13 protein-coding genes are annotated in these 15,938 nt (G+C 72.2%); 7 read left to right on the top strand and 6 right to left on the bottom strand.

What is annotated here, in order from left to right:
* The first annotated feature begins 3 nt into the window (after positions 1–3).
* Both GC092_RS02315 and GC092_RS02310 read left to right on the top strand, forming a co-directional pair.
* The gene (locus GC092_RS02315; RefSeq protein WP_324014826.1) at positions 4–1,371 is read left to right on the top strand and encodes an MFS transporter; all 1,368 of its coding nucleotides are present in this window, start codon (positions 4–6) and stop codon (positions 1,369–1,371) included.
* Between the two features lie 53 nt (positions 1,372–1,424).
* Positions 1,425–1,778, top strand: coding sequence for an L-rhamnose mutarotase (locus GC092_RS02310; protein ID WP_282980080.1), 354 nt, complete (start codon positions 1,425–1,427; stop codon positions 1,776–1,778).
* Positions 1,779–1,837: 59 nt separating this feature from the next.
* Here the strand turns inward: GC092_RS02310 and GC092_RS02305 are convergent, their stop codons facing one another.
* The 5 genes from GC092_RS02305 to GC092_RS02285 all read right to left on the bottom strand — a co-directional run bounded on the left by GC092_RS02305 (position 1,838) and on the right by GC092_RS02285 (position 10,117).
* On the bottom strand, positions 1,838–3,124 hold the full coding sequence (locus tag GC092_RS02305) for an MFS transporter (RefSeq protein WP_324013879.1): 1,287 nt from the start codon (positions 3,122–3,124) through the stop codon (positions 1,838–1,840).
* Between the two features lie 189 nt (positions 3,125–3,313).
* A complete protein-coding gene (gene rocD, locus GC092_RS02300; RefSeq protein WP_324013877.1) occupies positions 3,314–4,513 on the bottom strand; it encodes an ornithine--oxo-acid transaminase in 1,200 nt (399 codons plus the stop codon).
* Entirely contained in the window at positions 4,510–5,379 is an 870-nt protein-coding gene (ddaH, locus tag GC092_RS02295; RefSeq protein ID WP_282980086.1) for a dimethylargininase, read from the bottom strand. Before ddaH ends, rocD begins: the two co-directional genes overlap by 4 nt.
* 386 nt (positions 5,380–5,765) lie before the next feature.
* The gene (locus GC092_RS02290) at positions 5,766–9,494 is read right to left on the bottom strand and encodes a proline dehydrogenase family protein (RefSeq protein ID WP_324013875.1); all 3,729 of its coding nucleotides are present in this window, start codon (positions 9,492–9,494) and stop codon (positions 5,766–5,768) included.
* A gap of 65 nt (positions 9,495–9,559) precedes the next feature.
* Positions 9,560–10,117, bottom strand: a complete 558-nt coding sequence (locus GC092_RS02285) for an acyl-CoA thioesterase (RefSeq protein WP_282980090.1) — start codon at positions 10,115–10,117, stop codon at positions 9,560–9,562.
* A gap of 120 nt (positions 10,118–10,237) precedes the next feature.
* Between GC092_RS02285 and GC092_RS02280 the strand changes: the two genes are divergently transcribed.
* Genes GC092_RS02280 through GC092_RS02265 form a run of 4 tightly spaced genes read left to right on the top strand, consistent with a single transcriptional unit; the run spans position 10,238 to position 12,613 of the window.
* Complete coding sequence (locus GC092_RS02280) at positions 10,238–10,747, top strand: GNAT family N-acetyltransferase (RefSeq protein WP_271174330.1); 510 nt, start codon at positions 10,238–10,240, stop codon at positions 10,745–10,747.
* Positions 10,748–10,752: 5 nt separating this feature from the next.
* Entirely contained in the window at positions 10,753–11,517 is a 765-nt protein-coding gene (gene cofE / locus GC092_RS02275; RefSeq protein ID WP_324013872.1) for a coenzyme F420-0:L-glutamate ligase, read from the top strand.
* Positions 11,518–11,567: 50 nt separating this feature from the next.
* Positions 11,568–11,954, top strand: a complete 387-nt coding sequence (locus GC092_RS02270; protein WP_271174332.1) for an ArsR/SmtB family transcription factor — start codon at positions 11,568–11,570, stop codon at positions 11,952–11,954.
* 2 nt (positions 11,955–11,956) lie between these two features.
* Positions 11,957–12,613 (top strand): SRPBCC domain-containing protein, encoded by a 657-nt coding sequence (locus GC092_RS02265; RefSeq protein WP_324013870.1) that lies wholly within the window; start codon positions 11,957–11,959, stop codon positions 12,611–12,613.
* Here GC092_RS02265 and GC092_RS02260 read toward each other — a convergent pair whose 3' ends face one another.
* Positions 12,614–13,759 carry an alpha/beta hydrolase family protein gene (locus tag GC092_RS02260; protein WP_324013868.1) on the bottom strand — a complete coding sequence of 382 codons (1,146 nt, stop codon included), beginning with the start codon at positions 13,757–13,759 and terminating at the stop codon, positions 12,614–12,616. It lies immediately after the preceding gene.
* Positions 13,760–13,878: 119 nt separating this feature from the next.
* On the opposite strand from GC092_RS02260, the gene GC092_RS02255 reads away from it, so the two are divergent.
* Entirely contained in the window at positions 13,879–15,825 is a 1,947-nt protein-coding gene (locus GC092_RS02255) for a bifunctional metallophosphatase/5'-nucleotidase (RefSeq protein ID WP_324013866.1), read from the top strand.
* The last annotated feature ends 113 nt before the right edge of the window (positions 15,826–15,938 follow it).

Raw genomic sequence — 15,938 nt, 5'->3', positions numbered from 1 at the left:
GCGATGTTCCGGTCGTTCGCCTCGTTCAACTACCGCATCTGGTTCCTCGGGGCCCTCATCTCCAACGTCGGCGGATGGATGCAGTCGACGGCGCAGGACTGGGTCGTCCTGACCGAGCTCACCGACAACGACGCGACGGCCATGGGCGTCACGATGGCGCTGCAGTTCGGTCCGCCGCTCGTGCTCGTGAGCGTGACCGGCTGGGTCGCCGATCGCTTCGACCGGCGACGTCTTCTCATGGTCACGCAGGGCGTGCTCCTGCTCCTCGCGCTCGGGGTCGGCGCGCTCCTCCTCGCGGGCGTGATGACCCTGCCGCTCATGCTGCTCTTCGCGCTGGCCTTCGGCGTCGCGAACGCCTTCGACAGCCCCGCGCGGCAGGCGTTCGTGTCGGACGTCGTCGAGCGCCGGTACGCGGCCAACGCCGTGGCGCTGAACTCGGCGTCGTTCAACATGGCGCGCCTCATCGGCCCGGCCGTGGGCGGTCTGCTCATCGTCGCGGTCGGGAGCGGATGGGTGTTCTTCGTGAACGCCGCCACCTTCCTCGCCATGATCGTGGCGCTCATGCTCATGCGCCGCGACGAGCTCGTGCCGCGCGTGCGCAGCCAGGGCGCGGCGCGCGTCGCCGACGGCTTCCGCTATGTCTCGCGCCGCCCCGACCTCATCGTCGCGTTCGTCATGGTGTTCCTCGTGGGTGCGTTCGGCATGAACTTCCCGATCTTCGCGTCGACCATGGCGATCGAGTTCGGGCACGGTGCGGACGGCTACGGGCTGCTGAGCTCGGTGCTCGCGATCGGCTCGCTCACGGGCGCACTGCTCGCCGCCCGACGCGAGCGCGCCCGGCTGCGCGTCGTCATGATCGCAGCGGGCGGCTTCGGCGTCGCGTCGCTCGTGTCGGCGGCGATGCCGAGCTACTGGACGTATGCCGCCGCCCTCGTCTTCGTCGGCTTCGGCACGGTGACGATGCTCACCACCGCGAACGGCTACGTGCAGACGAACTCCGACCCGGCCCTGCGCGGCCGCGTGCTCGCCCTCTACATGGCGGTCATCATGGGCTCGACCCCGATCGGCGCGCCGATCGCGGGGTGGGTCGCCGACGCGTTCGGCCCTCGCGCCGCCATCGTCCTCGGCGGCACGGCCGGCGTGCTCGCGAGCCTGATCGGGCTCACCTGGGTCATCTGGTCGGGGCGCCTGCACCGCGATGCCGACCGCCGCCTCGGCGTCTCCCTCGACGAGACCCGCCCGCTCGACATCATCACGAAGGCGAACCCCACCGTCGCGCCTGAGGAGTTCAGCGACCAGGTGGCCCAGACCACGGCCATCCGCATCGACGACGAGGACGAGGGCGAGCGGATGGCGCGACGCGGCCGCTGAGGCTCGACGGCTAGCATGAAAGCGCTTGCCCGCCATCGAGAGAGGCCCCGCCCATGAGCTCCACGACCCGCGTCTGCTTCCGTCTCCGGGTGAAACCCGAGATGCTCGACGAGTACATCGCGCGCCACAGCCCGGTGTGGCCGGAGATGCTCGAGGAGATCGCCGCAGCCGGGCGGCGGAACTACTCGATCTTCCACCTGGGCGGCGGGGAGCTCATCGGGTTCTACGAGACCGACGATGACGCCGCCGCGCAGGCCTACCTCGCGGAGTCGGAGGTCGCGGCGCGCTGGGAGGAGTCGATGGCCCCCTTCTTCGTGTCGCTCGACGGCCGCGCCGACCAGGCGGCCGAGACGTTCCCCGAGGTGTTCCACCTCGAGTCGCAGCTCGCCGACGCCCGCGGCGCCTAGCAGCGACGACGAAGCCCTCCTGCGCCGGTCGGCGCAGGAGGGCTTCGTGCTGCGGGAGCTCAGACGAGCGACTTCGCGGGAGCGCCGTAGCGCTCCTCCTCGATCTCCTCGAGCGTCTTGCCGCGCGTCTCAGGCGCCCAGATCGCGCCGACGAGCAGGGCGACCGCGAGGATGGCGATGAGCAGCGCGCCGAGTCCGTGCAGACCCATCGTGGTCAGCCAGACCGGGAAGCCGTAGCTCAGGATGCCGACCATGATGCGAGCGGCGAAGAACAGCACGCCCTGCGCCGACGCGCGGTAGCGGGTCGAGAACAGCTCCGCTGTCCAGAGGCCGTAGAACGCCTGCGCGCCGATGCCCGAGGCGAAGCCCCACAGCACCGCGAACGCGAGCATCGTGACGGCGGAGGCCGGCAGGTAGACGAGCACCACCCATCCGGCGATCCCCATGACCGCACCGATCACGTAGAGCAGGCGACGGGAGACGCGGTCGGCGAAGCGCATGAACCCGAAGTAGGTGCCGAGCACGGTGAAGAGCCACAGCAGCGACTGCAGGAAGAACTGCTGCTGCGCGTTGGTGAGGCCCGCCGCGTCGTAGACGCGCGGCATGAAGATGCCGCCCTGGCCCGCGACGGTGTTCCAGAAGCCGTAGACGCCGATGAGGAACAGCCGCGCCGTGAGGTTCTGCTTGCGGCCGAAGAGCGCCTTGAGCCCCTTGCCGCCGATCGCGTTGGCGGAGGCGTCGTCGCGCGCGGCCTTCCAGCGCTTCGACTCGGAGAGCCCCTGCCGGACCCACCACGTGACGAAGGCGACGACGAAGAGGTGCACGAAGATGATGCGCGAGCCGAGCAGTCCGAGCGGCTCGAGCAGAGCAGCGAGCAGGAAGCCGATCATCGGGCCCACCGACCAGGCGAGCTGCGCCGTGCCGACGTGGGCCGCGCGCTTGTCGGCGGGCGCCTCCTCGGCGATGTAGGTCCACGAGGCGGGCACGCCCGCGCCGACGGCGATCCCGGTGATGACGAACGCCGCGAGCAGCATCCACTCGTTCACGGCGAATGCCGCGATGAGCACGCCGACCATGTAGACCATGAGGTCGTAGGTGTAGATGAACTTGCGCCCGAACCGGTCGCACAGCGGCCCGCCGATGATCGCTCCGATCGCCGCGCCGAACGCGTTCGCGCTGAGCGCGGCGAGGAGGCCAGCGAAGCCGTCGGTGAACCCGAACTGCGCCTGCCAGAATCCGAGGCTCGTCGCGATCGCGATGATCGAGCCCGCTTCGATGTAGTTGGACATCGCGACCGAGATGGTGGCCTTCCACCCCGTGGTCGATTTCGCTCCGATGCGTGCCATGTGAGTCGTCTCTTCCTTGAATCCGTTCGACGTCGTCCGCGTCCTCGCGCTCCGATGTGACCGCTCTCATAAAACGATTCAACGACGCCGAGTCGGTACCTTACGCGGCGCGCGGACCATCCGCAAGCCGCCGGACGACAGAAGCCCTCCGACCCCTGTCGGGGCGGAGGGCTTCCGGAGGAACGGGGGTCAGCCGGCGAGATCCGCCAGCACGACCTGGAGCTGCTCGAGCGCCCAGTCGATCTCGGTCGCGCGGATGACGAGCGGCGGGGCGATCCGGATGGTCTGCCCGTGGGTGTCCTTGACGAGCACGCCGCGCGCCATGAGCGCCTCCGACACCTGACGCCCCGTGCCGATGGACGGGTCGATGTCGACACCGGCCCAGAGCCCGGCGACGCGGATCTCGGTGATGCCCTGCCCCACGAGCGCCTCGAGCTTCTCCCGCAGGTGCGCACCGAGGAGCTGCGCGCGCTTCTGGAACTCGCCGGTCGCGAGCAGCTCGACGACGCGAAGCGCCACGGCCGCAGACAGCGGATTGCCGCCGAACGTGGACCCGTGCTCACCCGGGCGGATGACGCCCAGCACGTCGGCATCCGCGACGACAGCCGACACGGGCAGGATGCCGCCGCCGAGTGCCTTGCCGAGCAGGTAGACGTCGGGGACCACGCCCTCGCGATCGCACGCGAACGTCTCGCCCACGCGGCCGAGCCCCGACTGGATCTCGTCCGCGATGAAGAGCACGTTGCGCTCGCGCGTGACCTCGCGGACCCGCCGGAGGTAGCCATCCGGCGGGATCACGACGCCCGCCTCGCCCTGGATCGGCTCGATGAGCACGGCTGCCGTGTCGTCGTCGATCGCCGCGGCGAGCGCATCGGCGTCGCCGTAGGGCACGGTCACGAATCCCGCCGGGAACGGCCCGAAGTCGTCGTGCGCCTCGGGGTCGTCGCTGAAGCCCACGATCGTCGTCGTGCGACCGTGGAAGTTGCCGTGTGCGACCACGATCTTCGCGCGGTCATCGGCGATGCCCTTCACCCGGTAGCCCCACGCCCGCGCCACCTTGATGCCGGTCTCGACGGCCTCCGCGCCGGTGTTCATGGGGAGGACGAGGTCCTTGCCGCACAGCGCGGCGAGTGCCGTCGCGAACGGCTCGAGGCGGTCGTTGTCGAACGCGCGGCTCGTCAGCGTGATCCGCCCCAGCTGCTCCGTCGCGGCCGCGACGAGGTCGGGGTGCCGGTGGCCGAAGTTGAGGGCCGAGTACCCCGCGAGCATGTCGAGGTACCGCTTGCCCTCGACATCCGTCACCCACGCGCCCTCGCCGCCCGCGATGACGACGGGAAGGGGGTGGTAGTTGTGCGCGACGTGGCTCGTCGCGGCCTCGACCGTGGTCACTTCGCGCCCCGCAGCTCGAGCGTGCAGCACTTGATGCCGCCGCCGCCGAGCAGGAGCTCGGACAGGTCGATGAGCACCGGGTTGTACCCGCGCTCGCGCAGCTGCGCCTCGAAGCCCTTCGCGCGCGGCGAGATGAAGACGTTGTACCCGTCGCTGGCGGAGTTCAGGCCGAAGACGGCGCCGTCCTCATCCGAGACCTGGATCGCGTCGGGGAACCGCTCCTCGAGGATCGCGCGGCTGCGCTCGTCGAATGCGCCGGGGAGATAGGCGATGTTCGCCGGCCCGGTCGTCTCGTCCTCGACCGGGTCGAGCACGCTGAGCGCCGTGTCGAGGTGATAGAACCGAGGGTCGACGAGGTTGAGGCTGATCACCTCTCGGCCGAACACGCGGGCCACCTCGGCGTGGCTGTCGCCCGTCGACCGGAAGCCCGTGCCCGCCAGGATGACGTCGCCCGCGAGGAGGAAGTCGCCTTCGCCCTCGTTGACCTCCTCGGGCACGACCGTCTCGAAGCCGTTCGCGCGGAACCAGTCGATGAACGCGGGCGCCTCGCCCTGGCGCTCGACATAGCGGAAGCTCGGCCCGTAGGCGATGCCGTCGATGACGAAGCCGCCGTTCGCCGTGTAGACCATGTCGGGGTAGTCGGCGAGGGGCTCGATGAGCTCGACCTCGTGCCCCAGCTCGCGGTAGGTGTCGTAGAGCACCTGCCACTGGGCGACCGCCCGCGCGGTGTCGGTCGGCCGCGTCGGCTCCATCCAGGGGTTGATCGAGTACGACACGGTGAAGTGCTCGGGGCGGCACATCAGATAGCGCCGCTTGTGCTGAGTGCGAGTCGGCGCCTCGGTGGGCGCGGGAGACGCGACGGACATATTTCGCTCCTCGTCGTGGCAACGGGTGGCGGACGCTGTCCAGAGGCCCGGCGGAGCTGGAAGCCGCGATCCGGGCACGCCGAGGTCATTCTTCCACGGCGATCCCGAGTCGTCGGTGAGAACGCGGCGTCAGGGCACCACGACGATCTTCCCGAGGGCCTGCCCGCTGTGAGCGCCCGCTGTCGGTGAACGCTCCCGGATTCGGACCGGTGGGGCTGGTGTGAGCCCCCGGGGCCGACACGCGCACACGCGCCCCACCGATCCGAATCCGGACACGCCTGCGCGACCCCCGGCACGCCTGCGCGACTCCGGACACGCCAGCGCGACGCCGGACACGCGACCGCGCCCCGCGTCGGAGACGATCAGCCCCCGCGCCGCGCTGACCGTCAGATCACGTCGGAGAAGCGATCGTCGGGATTGCCGAAGCGGTGCGCCGTGATCGAGATCGACTGCTCGCGCAGGAACGGCAGCAGCTCGAGGCGCCCGGCCGTGGTGACCTCTCCCGCATAGACCGCGAGATCGGGATCGCCCTCGACGCGTGCGGCGAGCGCTCGATGCAGACGCTCGACGCTCTCGCGCGATCCGACGAGGCGCGCGCGGGACGGCCGCTCGCGTCGGATCCCGAGGATGTCTTCCGAGGTCGGCACCGCCGCGTCGTCGGCCTCCTCCTCGGAGACGTCTCGAGCCTCGCCGCCCTCGAGGGCCTCGTCGGCGGGCGCGGCTCCGGCCATCCGCTCGATCCACTCCGCGTCGCTCTCGACGAAGACCGGCACGTCGAGCTCGCCGAGCGCACGGCGCACGGCCGCCGGGAGCCCCGACGGCACGCTGAGGGAGAACCAGTCGGCGGCTCGGACGCCCGCGATCACGACCCGCAGCACGGCCTGCCACGGAGCGTCGGCGGTCGCCCGGATCGCGACAGAGGCCGCGCGGTAGCGGAAGAGGTTGCGCTCGATTCCGAGTCGCGAGACGTCCTTGACGCGGCCGAACTCGCGGTCCCACGCGATCGCGTCGGACAGCGCGCCGCGCCGCAGCCACTCGAACTCGTCGTACGACAGCGAGGGCTGCGCGGCCTCGATGAGCGCGGCGATGCGCGTGTCGAGCCCGCGCAGGTGCAGCGACTGCGACGACGGGCCTCCGCTCGTCGCGCGCCACGATCCGAGGCCGACGAGGTAGTTCGGCCCGCCGGCCTTGGCGCCCGCTCCGACCGACGAGCGCTTCCAGCCGCCGAACGGCTGCCGCTGCACGATCGCGCCCGTGATGCCGCGGTTGACGTAGAGGTTCCCGGCCTGCACGGTCTCGAGCCACTGCTCGAGGTCGTCGGGGTCGAGCGTGTGCAGACCGGCGGTGAGACCGTAGTCGACGGCGTTCTGCAGCTCGATCGCCTGCTCGAGGCTCGCGGCGTGCATGATCCCGAGCACGGGCCCGAAGAACTCCTCGCGGTGGAAGCGCGAACCGGGCCGCACGCCGATCCGGATGCCCGGCGTCCAGTAGCGGGCATCAGCGTCCTCGAGACGGCGCGGCTTGAGGAGCCACGACTCTCCCTCCTCGAGCTCCGTGAGCGCCCACGCGAGCCTGCCCTGCGGCTCCTCGATCACCGGCCCCATCTCGGAGAGCGGGTCGTGCGGCGGTCCGACGCGCAGCGACCGGGTGGCGTCGACGAGCTGCCGCGCGAAGCGCCGGGAGCGGCCGACCGGCCCGACGAGGATCGCGAGCGATGCGGCAGAGCACTTCTGCCCGGCGTGGCCGAACGCGCTGCGCACGACATCGGCCGCAGCGAGGTCGAGATCCGCCGACGGCGCCACGACGATCGCGTTCTTGCCGCTCGTCTCGGCGAGGATCGGCAGATCGGGGCGCCACGACCGGAAGAGCTGCGCCGTGTCCCACGAGCCCGTGAGGATCACGCGCTCGACGGCGGGATGCGAGACGAGGCGCTGCCCGAGCTCTGGCTCGTCGAGCGCGACGAGGGCGAGCGCGTCTCGGGGCACGCCCGCGTCCCAGAGCGCCTCGGCGACGACCGCCGCGCAGCGCCGCGACAGGTGCGCGGGCTTGAAGACGACGCCCGAGCCCGCGGCGAGCGCCGCGAGCACGCCGCCTGACGGGATGGCGATGGGGAAGTTCCAGGGCGGTGCCACGACCGTGACGGCCGACGGCTGGAAGACGGCTCCGGCCACCCGGTCGAGCTCGCCCGCGTTCGAGGCGTAGTAGTTCGCGAAGTCGACGGCCTCGCTCACCTCGGTGTCGGACTCGGCGAGCACCTTGCCGGTCTCCGACGCGGCGACCTCGATGAGCTCGGCCCGCCGCGCCTCGAGCGCCCGGGCGGCACGGCGCAGCACGGCCGCGCGCTCGGCCGCGGGGCGCGCGCCCCACTCCCTGCCCGCCGTGCGCACCCGCTCGACGATCTCGTCGAGCGCGGCGGCGTTCGCCACGTGCGACGTCGCGACGGTGTCGGCTCCTGCGCGCGAGTCGGGGATGCGGGCGAGGATCTCCCGCGCCCATTCCCGGTTCGCGGCCAGGGCGGGATCGGTGTCCGGGGTGTTCCGGAACCCCGGCGCGCCTGCCGCCGCCGCGCTCTCCTTTCGCGCGAAGACGGCGGTCTCGACCCATTCGTCCTCGAAGCCTGCGGCCGACGCGGATTCGCCCGCCGCGATGTCGAGCACGACCTGCGTGAGCTGGCCATCGCCATCCGACGCCGCGTCGCCCGAGCCGCCATCGAGGTCCGCGTCGTCGGCCCGCCGCTGCGCACGGCGCGGCCCGCGCGCGAGAGACGCGTCGTCGGCTCGGCGCACGGCGCCCGCGAAGCGGTTCTCCTCGCGCGCGAAGAGCGTCTCGTCCTCGTGCAGCGAGAAGGCGGCGGACAGGAAGTTCTCGCTCGATGCGTTCTCCTCGAGACGCCGCACGAGGTAGCTCACGGCGACGTCGAACTCGTCGGGGTGCACGACGGGGACGTAGAGGAGCACGCGCCCGACCTCGCGCGAGACCGCCTTCATCTGGCCCTCGGCCATCCCGAGGAGCATCTCGAACTCGACCGCGTCGCGCACTGCGCGCTCCCCCGCGAGCAGCCACGCGTAGGCGATGTCGAAGAGGTTGTGGCCGGCTACCCCGATGCGGACGGCGCGCGTGCGCTCGGGCGAGAAGGCCGCCCGCAGGCAGCGGATGTAGTTGGCGTCGGTGTCGAGCTTGGTGTCGTACGGCGCCTGCTCCCACCCGTGCAGAGTCGCGTCCACCCGCTCCATCGCCAGGTTCGCCCCCTTGACGAGCCGGATCTTGATGGGCGCGCCGTCGCCCTCGACGCGCTCGGTCGCCCAGTCCGTCAGGCGGTCGAGCGCCGGCAGCGCGTCGGGCAGGTACGTCTGCAGCACGATCCCGGCGTGGTAGCCGTGCAGTCTCGGGTCGTCGAGCACGCGCTGGAAGACCGCGATGGTGAGATCGAGGTCGCGGTACTCCTCCATATCGAGGTTGAGGAACGTGCCGTTCTTCGCCGCGGAGAGGTAGAGGGGCAGGAGCCGCTCGGCGACGAGCTCCACGGTCTCGTCGAACGCCCACATCGAGAGGCGGCTCGCGATCGCGGACACCTTGACCGACACGTAGTCCACGTCGGGGCGGCGGACGAGATCGTGGATGCCCTCGAGGCGACGCCGCGCCTCCTTCTCGCCCAGCACGGCCTCGCCGAGGAGATTGAGGTTGAGCCGCGCGCCCTTCTCGCGGAGCTTCTCGATCGCCGGCCCGAGCTTCTCCGGCCGCGCGTCGACGATGAGGTGCCCGACCATCCGCCGCAGAGCGGCGCGGGCCGCCGGGACGACCGCGATCGGGGCGACGGGAGCGAGGACGCCGCCGGCCTGCACGGCGCGGCGGAGGTACCAGGGCAGGAACCGCGGGGCCTTCGGCGCGATGCGGGCGAGCTGCGACGCCGCTGCCGAGAGGCTCTCGGGGCGCATGACCCCGTCGACGAAGCCGAGCGTGAAGGGCAGGCCGTTCGGATCCTGCAGCACGCCGGCGAGCCGCTTCGCGGCCGGATCGACCTCCGCCTCAGCCGCCTCGTGGACCCAGCGCCGCGCCAGCGCGACGGCGCGCTCGACCAGTTCGTCCGTGCCCTCGGATGGTGTCTGCTCGGCCATGCGCTCAGCCTACGAGCGCGATCCCCGCGGCGGCGGGCATGGATGATGTGGGTCTGCTGAGTCGCTCAGTCCCAGATGCTGGGGGCGGGGCGCCGCGTCGACGGCAGCGCCGCCGCGTCGGCCCACGTGTGGATCCACTCGTCGACCTCGGGAAGGCCCTCGGGCACGTGCACCGCGGCGAACAGGTCGTCGTGCGGAACCGGCCCGCCGGGGCCGAGGAGGCGCGCCCGCACGATGGCGCGCGCGAAGACCTCGCCGTCGACCACGGCGCGGTGCTCCATGTAGAGCGCGCGGTCGTCGCGGCCGATCCAGCGCGTCTCGAGGTCGAACCTCTGCCACAGGTCGAGCGAGCGGCGGAAGGTGATCGTCTCGCTCGAGACGACCGGGTACCAGCCGCGGGCGCGGAAGACATCGGTGAGTCCGGCCTGCTCGAGCATGTCCCAGCGCCCCAGGTCGAACAGCGACAGGTAGCGCCCGTTGTTGAGATGCCGCAGGAGGTCGATGTCGGTCGGCAGCACGCGGAGACGGATGCGGTAGACGTCGGTGAGGGGCCGCGTCCCGCGACGGCGCCTGCGCAGCTTCGCTCGGAGCATCACGAAGAGGGTTCGCCAGAGCACGTTCACGATCCGGACGCTATCGGCGGCGCGCGCCCGGGCCGCTTTCCTTGTGCTCGTCCCACAACCCCGCGGCCGGCCATCCCCCTCCGATTTCGCCCCTCCTCCGGGCGCGCGTAATCTGACGGCATGGCCACCGAAACGCACGCCGACGTGCTCGTCCGACCTGTCCGCGATGTCGACGTCGAGGCACTCGGACGCGTGCACGCGAAGGTCTGGCACGAGACCTACGACCAGCTGATCAGCAAGGCCACGCTCGAGAACGTCTCGCCCAAGCGCCTGGCCGAGCTCTGGACCCACTACACGGCTCTCGGCCCCGAGTACCGGATGGCCGCCGCTCTCGTCGACGGCGAGATCATCGGCTTCGCGGGCTCCGGTCCGGCGCGCGACACGGACGCCCCGGCCGCCCGGGAGCTGTACTTCGTGTACCTGCTCGACTCGTGGCACCGCAAGGGCATCGGCCGCGCGCTCTTCGACGCGGTCGTCGAGAAGGACGAGCCGCTGTACCTGTGGCTGGCCGAGCAGTACCCCGGCGCCCGCGACTTCTACGAGAAGCGCAACCTGCGCCTCGACGGCGGCCGGCGCGAAGAGGCGTTCCTCGGTGAGACGATCACCGAGGTGCGCTACTCGCGCAGCTGAAGCGCGTGCTGCAGATCTGGGCGCTCGCCGGCATCGGCGAGGTGACGGCGGACGACGACCTCGCCCAGCTCATCGGCGACGCGCTCGCGGCGGCGGATGTCCCGGTGGCGGACGGCGACATCCTCGTCGTCACGAGCAAGATCGTCTCGAAGGCCGAGGGGCGGTTCGTGGTCGCCGACGACCGCGAGGACGCCATCACGCGCGAGACCGTTCGCGTCGTCGCGACGCGCACCGCTCCGTCCGGCCACACGACGCGCATCGTCGAGAACCGGCTCGGGATCGTGTCGGCGGCGGCCGGCGTCGACGCCTCGAACACGCCCGAGGGCACGGTCCTGCTGCTGCCCGAGGATCCGGATGCGTCGGCTCGCGCGCTCGCGGCGGCGCTCCGGGACCGGTTCGGCGTGCGCCTCGGGGTGCTCGTCTCGGACACCCTCGGCCGAGCCTGGCGCGACGGGCAGACCGACCACGCGATCGGCGCGGGCGGCGTGCACGTCTTCGAGGATCTGCGCGGCGAGGTCGACGCGCAGGGCCGTCCGCTCGTCGTGACCCTCCCGTGCGTCGCGGACGAGCTGTGCGCCGCAGCCGACCTCGTCAAGCGGAAGGCGACGGGGATGCCCGTCGCGGTCGTGCGCGGGCGCGGCGACCTCGTCGGCGACCTCGACCTGCCGGGCGCCCGGTCGATCGTGCGCACCGGGGAGCGCGACATGTTCCGACTCGGCGCCGACGAGGCGTACGCCGAGGGCTACGCCGCCGGCCGCGCCGCGCGCTGACCGTCGAGTTAAGCATTGACTTATATAAGCGCCAGGTGAAGAATGGGCGCATGCACGCGCTCGATGTCCTCGGGGATCCGGTCCGCCGGCGCATCCTCGAGCTCCTGACCGACGGCGAGACCGCCGCGGGAGACCTCGGCTCGGTGATCCAGGCCGAATTCGGAATCAGCCAGCCGGCCGTCTCCCAGCACCTGCGCGTGCTCCGCGAGCAGGGGTTCGCGACCGTGCGCGCCGAGGGCGTCCGGAGGATCTACGCGGTCGACCCGCGCGGGATGCAGGCCGCGAGCGCATGGCTCACCCCGTTCGAGCGCTTCTGGCGTGGGCCCCTCGCGGCACTCGACACCGAGCTCGCGCGCGGTCGGCGCGCGCGCCGTGCGGAGGAGCCATCCGAGCGCGAAGCCGATGACCGGGAGCCTCCCGGCGACAGAGAGGAATGATCATGGTGGACATCCAGGCGCAGCTCGATGCGGTCTCGCGCGAGCTGCGGGAGGACGAGGTCGACGGGCACGCTGCGCACGTGCAGACCATCGCGCAGGAGTACCCGTCGGGCATCGACGACGTGTGGGAGGCCGTGACCGCGCCCGAGCGCATCGCCCGCTGGTTCCTCCCTGTGTCGGGAGACCTGCGGCTCGGCGGCCGGTACCAGCTCGAGGGCAACGCGGGCGGCGAGGTCCTCGCGTGCACCGCACCGGACGGCGGCTCGGCGGGCTACCGCGTCACCTGGGAGTACGGCGGAGGCGTGACGTGGCTCGCCGTCCGCCTCACGTCCGTCGCCGACGGCCGCACCCGGCTCGAGCTCGAGCACACGGCGCGCACGGCGGATGTGCCGCCGGGCATGTGGGAGACGTTCGGCCCCGGGGCGACCGGCGTCGGATGGGACCAGGGCCTCCTCGGCCTCGCGCTGCACCTCGGCGCGGTCGAGGGCGCGGTCTCGCCCGCCGAGGCCGAGGCGTGGCAGCTGTCGGACGAGGGGCGGGCGTTCACGCGCGCCGCCGCGGACGGCTGGGCGGCCGCCCAGGTCGCGTCAGGGGCCGACCCGCAGGCCGCTCAGGCGGCAGCCGATGCGACCTACGGCTTCTACACGGGCCAGCAGTGATCAGGCGACGTGCGCGCGCAGCCACGCGCGCACCGTCTCGGTGAACCACTCGGGCGCGACGTTGTACTCCCAGGAGTGATCGGCCGCCGGCGCCTCCTGCACCTCGACGAGCCCGGGGTTCGCCGCCGCGAACCGCTCGGTCGAGTCGAACGGCACCGTGCGGTCGGCCCGCGAATGCACGACCAGCGTCGGCACGGCGAGGCGTCCGGGTCGCGTCCAGTCCAGCTCGTCCAGGTCGACCGGTGCGCGCATGCCCGCGAGCCGCGACAGCAGCGGATGGCCGAGCGCGGCGCACGCGATGCGCGCGGCCGCCCCGGGCAGCGGGACGCCCCCGGCCGCCGCACCCGATCGGATGGCCGCGCGCCAATCGGTCGCGGGGCCGACGAGCACGAGGCCGGCGATCCGCTCGCGATGCGCGCTGCGCTCCGTGAGCCGCAGCGCGATCCCGCCGCCCATCGACCAGCCCACGAGCACGATCCGCTCGGCGCCCCGCTCGACCGCGAAGCCGATCGCGGCATCGACGTCGTCCGCCTCGTCGAGCCCGAGACGGCTCGCGCCTCCCGGAGCAGGGGCCGCGTCGCCGTCGCCGCGGTACGAGACGACGAGGCTCGACAGGCCCTCGGCCTCGGCAGCGGGCACGGTCCGCAGCGCGCCGTCGCGCGTCGAGCGGATGCCGTGGATGTGGATGGCCCAGGTCGCGTTCTCGGCCGGACCGAAGCGCCACGCGGGCGCGGGCCCGCTCGGTGCGTCGATCAGCACATCGACGTGCGGTCCGACGTCCGAGGGGAGAGCATGCACGTCCCCCTCCCAGCTGGCGCCGCCTCGGCCGGGAGGGCGTCCGGAGACCTCGCGCAGCTCGCGCGTCACGGTCCGAGCGTCCTCGGCGACGACCGGGCCGGCAAGGGCGTACCCGTCCGCGTACCGCATGCCGAACACCCCGGGATGACGCGTCTTGAGCGATGCCGCGAGCACGACCATCCGCTCGTCTGCCGCGAGCACGCGCTCGTCGTCGTGCGGTCGCCAGCGGACGACCCGGCGCGCGAACGCCGCGGCGAGCGCGACACCGAGGGCCCCGACCGCCGCTCCCCCGGCCGCGGCTCCCCCGAGCACGCGGACGACGATGCGGGGGTCGCGCGGAGTTCCCATGGTGCTCGCCAGCGTATCCGTCTTCCGCGGCCTGCTCTTCCCCTCGCCCCGTCGCCGGGGCAGGATGGCGGAGTGTGCGCGACCCGCGCCATCCATCCGCTCTCACGACGAGGATCACGATGCCCTCACCCTCCCTCAGACGCGTGACCGGCGCGGCCGCCATGACGGCCGCGTGCGCTCTCGCTTTCCTCCCCGGGGCGGCGAACGCCGCCGTCGAGCCCGAGACGACCGATCTCCGCGTGCTCACGATCAACGACTTCCACGGTCGGATCGAGGCGAACGGCGACGAGGTCGGCGCGGCCGTCCTGGCGGGCGCCGTCGCGCAGTTCAAGGCCGAGAACCCGAACACGATCTTCGCGTCGGCCGGCGACAACATCGGCGCCTCGACGTTCACCTCGTTCATCCAGGACGACAACCCCACGATCGACGCGCTCGTCGCCGCCGGACTGGATGTCAGCGCGGTCGGCAACCACGAGTTCGACCAGGGCTTCGCCGACCTGCGCGACCGCGTCATCCCGCGCTACGGCAGCGGCGAGTGGGCGGCGGGTGTGGACTTCGCGCTCGGCGCGAACGTCTACGCGAAGGGCACGACCGAGCCTGCGCTCAAGGAGTACGCCATCCGCGAGGTCGACGGCGTGCGCGTGGGCTTCATCGGCACCGTGACGAGCGACACCGCGACGCTCGTGAGCCCCGCCGGCATCTCCGAGATCGAGTTCGGCAGCCAGCTCGAGGCCGCCAACCGCGTGGCCGCCGAGATCGCCGACGAGACCGACGTCGTCGTGCTGCTCACACACTCGGGCGCGGCGACCGAGGACTGCGCGGCGATCGCCGGCGAGCAGTCGGAGTACGGCGAGCTCATCCGCGAGGCGTCTCCCGAGATCGACGCGATCGTGTCGGGCCACACGCACCAGCTGTACTCGTGCGACATCGCCGACCGCCCCGTCATCTCCGCCCACCAGTACGGCACGACGCTCGGCTCGCTCGAGATCAGCGTCGACGCCGCGACGCACGAGCTCGTGTCGATCGCGGGGTCCACCGTCGACCTCGCGACGCAGGAGCTGGACGAGAACGGCGAGGAGATCGACGTCCCGCAGTTCCCCGCCGACCCCGAGGTTCAGGCGATCGTCGACGCGGCGACCGAGGAGGCGGACGTGCTCGGCCAGGAGGTGGTCGGCACGATCAGCGCCGACATCCTGCGCGGCGGCAACCCGCCGGGCGACGACCGCGGCGTCGAGTCGACGATGGGCAACCTCGTCGCCGACATCTACCTCTGGTCGACGTCGCCCGAGTACGCGAACTACGGCGGCGAGCCCGCCGACATCGCCGTCATGAACCCCGGCGGCCTGCGCGACGACCTGCTCTACGGCGAGGACGGCACCGTGACGTACGAGGAGGTCGCGGCGGTTCAGCCGTTCGGCAACACGCTCACCACGACGACGCTCACGGGCGCCCAGCTCGAGCAGCTCCTCGAGGAGCAGTGGCAGCCCGGCAACGAGCGCCCGAAGCTGCACCTCGGCATCTCGGAGGGCTTCGCGTACGAGTACATCGAGGACGCGCCCGCGGGCGAGCACGTCGTGTGGATGACGTTCCAGGGCGAGCCGATCGCCGCCGAGGACGAGTTCCTCGTGACGACGAACTCGTTCGTCTCGGCGGGCGGCGACGGCTTCACCGCCTTCCTCGAAGGCACGGGCACGTCGGACACGGGTCTCATCGACCTGTCGGCGACGGTCGACTACTTCGCCGCGCACGAGATCGTCGACCCCGCGCCGCTCGGCCGCGCCGCCGAGTACGTCGCGGAGCCGACACCCACGCCGACCGCGACGCCGACCGCCACGCCGACCGCGACGCCGGAGCCGACCGAGACGCCGACGGCGTCTCCCGAGCCCACGGCGACGGCCACGCCCGAGCCGACGAGCGAGCCCTCGACGCCGCCCACCCAGAAGCCCGAGGACGAGCACCTCGCGCCGACGGGGACGGACGTCACGTGGGGCCTGGCCGCGGCCGCGGCCGGTCTCGTCGCGGCAGGCGCGCTCCTCGTCGCCCGTCGACGCCGCGAACGCGCGTAGCGATCACCCACGGCGCCCCGCGACGATCCGTCGACGCGGGGCGCCGTGCTGTGCGCGCGGAGGGGCGCCGACCTCGCCGACAGGCGTTCGCCATCCGTTCACGTCGGCGACAC

The organism is Microbacterium sp. JZ37, from assembly GCF_035188445.1.
Lineage (GTDB): Bacteria > Actinomycetota > Actinomycetes > Actinomycetales > Microbacteriaceae > Microbacterium > Microbacterium barkeri.
Note: the sequence above shows the minus strand (reverse complement) of the source record. Positions and strands in the feature narration are given on the sequence as shown.